This is a genomic window from Alphaproteobacteria bacterium (assembly GCA_026400645.1).
Classification (GTDB): Bacteria; Pseudomonadota; Alphaproteobacteria; order Paracaedibacterales; family CAIULA01; genus JAPLOP01.
The window spans coordinates 1-2,736 of the sequence record JAPLOP010000042.1 but is presented as its reverse complement, the minus strand read 5'-3'; the positions used below and the strand labels follow the sequence as shown (position 1 = coordinate 2,736).

Genomic DNA, 2,736 nt, shown 5'->3' with positions numbered 1-2,736 from the left:
TTCCCAACATTGTTTAAAAGTCAGAACTTATTGAGGAAGAAAATAAATGAAATAATTTTACTAAAATTTTAGATATAAGGCCACAAGGTATAAAACTCGGAACTCCTATTGCCGATTATGCGCGTTCCTTACCACTAGGCCATATATCACGCATTGATTTTTGAGACTTTTTGCATCATCATACTTTCTGAATCAAAGATTAATAAATGATTTTACGTTCAGCCTGTTTCACAATTTTGATGGATATTAAGCATGACGCAAACAAATTCAAATCAATCCGTTATTGAACACGCCTGGGAAAACCGAGATGCGCTGGATGTCTCGTGTGACTTGCTGCGTGCTATTCAGGCGACATTCGAATCCCTGGGCCAGGGAAGGCTTCGCGTGGCTGAGAAAATTAATAACGAATGGTACACACATCAATGGATTAAGAAAGCCATCTTGTTGTCGTTTCGCACGCAACAAAATGCGATCATTGGCGAACAATCAACGATAACCACCTGGTATGACAAGGTTCCCCTAAAATGCGCCCAATGGAAGGTTGATGATTTTCAAAACGCACAATTTCGGTCTGTGCCGGGGGCTATCGTCCGGGAATCCGCTTATATTGCGCCAGGGGTTGTGTTGATGCCGTCCTTTGTCAATATGGGGGCCTATGTTGGTCAAAACACGATGGTTGATACGTGGTCGACGATTGGATCCTGTGCCCAGATTGGTCGCAACTGTCATATTTCTGGTGGCGTTGGGATCGGTGGCGTGTTGGAACCGATTCAGGCCAACCCCGTCATCATAGAGGATGATTGTTTCATCGGTGCCCGAAGCGAAATTGCCGAGGGTGTCATCGTGGAACAAGGGGCTGTTATTTCCATGGGGGTTTTTATCGGTGCCTCTACTAAAATCATTGACCGTCAAACGGGTGAATCCTATCGGGGCAGGGTGCCGGCATATTCCGTTGTCGTGCCGGGATCGTTACCGTCAAGCGATGGCAAGGGGCCGTCCTTGGCATGTGCTGTGATTGTCAAACGGGTTGATGCGCAAACACGCAGCAAAACATCCATCAACGATTTGTTAAGGGATTAATATGTCAATTGATCCCATTATCTTAACGCAACAACTGATTCAACGGAAAAGCGTGACACCGGCGGATGATGGGTGTCTGGATTTAATCAGTTCTTACCTAGAGCCAATGGGATTCGTTTGTCATCGGCTTCCCTTCGGTGATACGGATAATCTTTATGCGCTCCTTGGGACCGACGAACCTCATCTTTGTTTTTTGGGTCATACGGACGTTGTCCCGACCGGACCATTGGATCGTTGGACGTTTGATCCATTTAGTGGCGCCATAAAAGACGGTCATATTTATGGGCGCGGGGCCGTAGATATGAAGGGGGGGATCGCTGCATTTGTTGCCGCGATATCCAGGGTAATACAGGATGCAGATTTTTCTGGATCCATCAGCATCCTTTTAACCAGCGACGAAGAAGGGCCTGCTACTAATGGAACAACGCGTGTTGTTGATTGGCTTAAGGAAAAACAAGAAATCATCACAGCCTGTATCGTTGGGGAACCAACAAGCGTTACGGCATTGGGGGATACCGCAAAAATTGGTCGTCGTGGTAGCCTGAACACCATCGTGACTGTTTCGGGGAAGCAGGGGCATGTTGCTTATCCACATTTGGCGGCTAATCCCATCCCCGCATTAATTCGTTATCTCCATCAATTGTTGTCTGTGCCTCTGGATCATGGCACGGATGCATTTAGTCCAACGAATTTGGAGATCACCAGTGTTGATGTTGGGAATCCGACAACAAACATGATTCCAGGGTCCGCCAGCGCGCGATTTAATATCCGGTTCAATCCATTGCATACAGGTGAATCGTTAAAGGCGCATCTAAATGATGTTTTGGATGGGATCAAGGCGGATGATAAAAATGCCCTGAATTGGCAGTTGGAAACCCGGGTAAGCGGAGAGGCCTTTTTGTGTGACCACCCGCCCCTTCATCAGTTGGTTAAGGATGCGGTTGGGGCCGTTACAGGGCTGACGCCGGATCTTAACACCACGGGCGGGACATCCGATGCGCGTTTTATGCGAGAGATATGTCCCTGTATAGAGATTGGATTAAAAAATGCCACAGCCCACCATGTTGATGAACGGGTCGCCATTGAAGATTTAGAGCAATTGACAAGGGTATATGAAGAAATTTTAAGGAATTTTGGGGCTGTTTTGCGCCGTTATACCATCTTCAAAAATGATTAGTGGGTTTCCTGGATGGCCACGCTCTCTGCGATCGCTCGCCATGGCGACGTCATTGCGATGAGGGCGAAGCCCAATGAGCAATCCAGAAAGCATCTAGAACTCGTGAATATTTATTGAAAATGGTATTAGTTTGTGTATGCGTTAAAAATGAATATATTTTGTTTGTTGTTGGCGGTGTTTATGTTACAAGATTGCGCAAAAAAAGATATCGTGCTCATTTCTGATCCAGAAGTAATCTCTATCCCTATTGTGGAAAATGATGAGCCTTTGGTTGACCTTAGAAATCAATCTGTTATTGCGTATGGCCCCTCTCCGGAAATTGAACATAATACGGATTACACAAAAGTACGAAGGGCAGTTTATGAAAAACTTATATACCCCTTCCAGATCATTTTCCAGGGATGATGATCTGAAAATTGTCAGTAATTCGATCAACCAACATGTCGACTATACTTGGTATCGTATTTGACATAAAATTA

The 2,736-nt window shown here is 45.5% G+C and carries 3 protein-coding genes; all 3 read left to right on the top strand.

Annotation, left to right across the window (positions count from 1 at the left end; genetic code table 11):
- The first annotated feature begins 252 nt into the window (after positions 1-252).
- The 3 genes from dapD (at position 253) to NTX76_06470 (ending at position 2,662) form a co-directional block, all read left to right on the top strand.
- The gene (dapD, locus tag NTX76_06480) at positions 253-1,080 is read left to right on the top strand and encodes a 2,3,4,5-tetrahydropyridine-2,6-dicarboxylate N-succinyltransferase (GenBank protein MCX7338904.1); all 828 of its coding nucleotides are present in this window, start codon (positions 253-255) and stop codon (positions 1,078-1,080) included.
- Position 1,081: 1 nt separating this feature from the next.
- The gene (gene dapE, locus NTX76_06475; GenBank protein ID MCX7338903.1) at positions 1,082-2,257 is read left to right on the top strand and encodes a succinyl-diaminopimelate desuccinylase; all 1,176 of its coding nucleotides are present in this window, start codon (positions 1,082-1,084) and stop codon (positions 2,255-2,257) included.
- A 147-nt stretch (positions 2,258-2,404) separates the two neighbouring features.
- Positions 2,405-2,662 carry a hypothetical protein gene (locus tag NTX76_06470; GenBank protein ID MCX7338902.1) on the top strand — a complete coding sequence of 86 codons (258 nt, stop codon included), beginning with the start codon at positions 2,405-2,407 and terminating at the stop codon, positions 2,660-2,662.
- Positions 2,663-2,736: the final 74 nt, after the last annotated feature.

Excerpts from the sequence above, each read along its gene's own strand:
- dapD (MCX7338904.1), top strand. The coding sequence starts at position 253 with ATGACGCAAACAAATTCAAATCAATCCGTTATTGAACACGCCTGGGAA.
- dapE (MCX7338903.1), top strand. The coding sequence starts at position 1,082 with ATGTCAATTGATCCCATTATCTTAACGCAACAACTGATTCAACGGAAA.
- NTX76_06470 (MCX7338902.1), top strand. The coding sequence starts at position 2,405 with ATGAATATATTTTGTTTGTTGTTGGCGGTGTTTATGTTACAAGATTGC.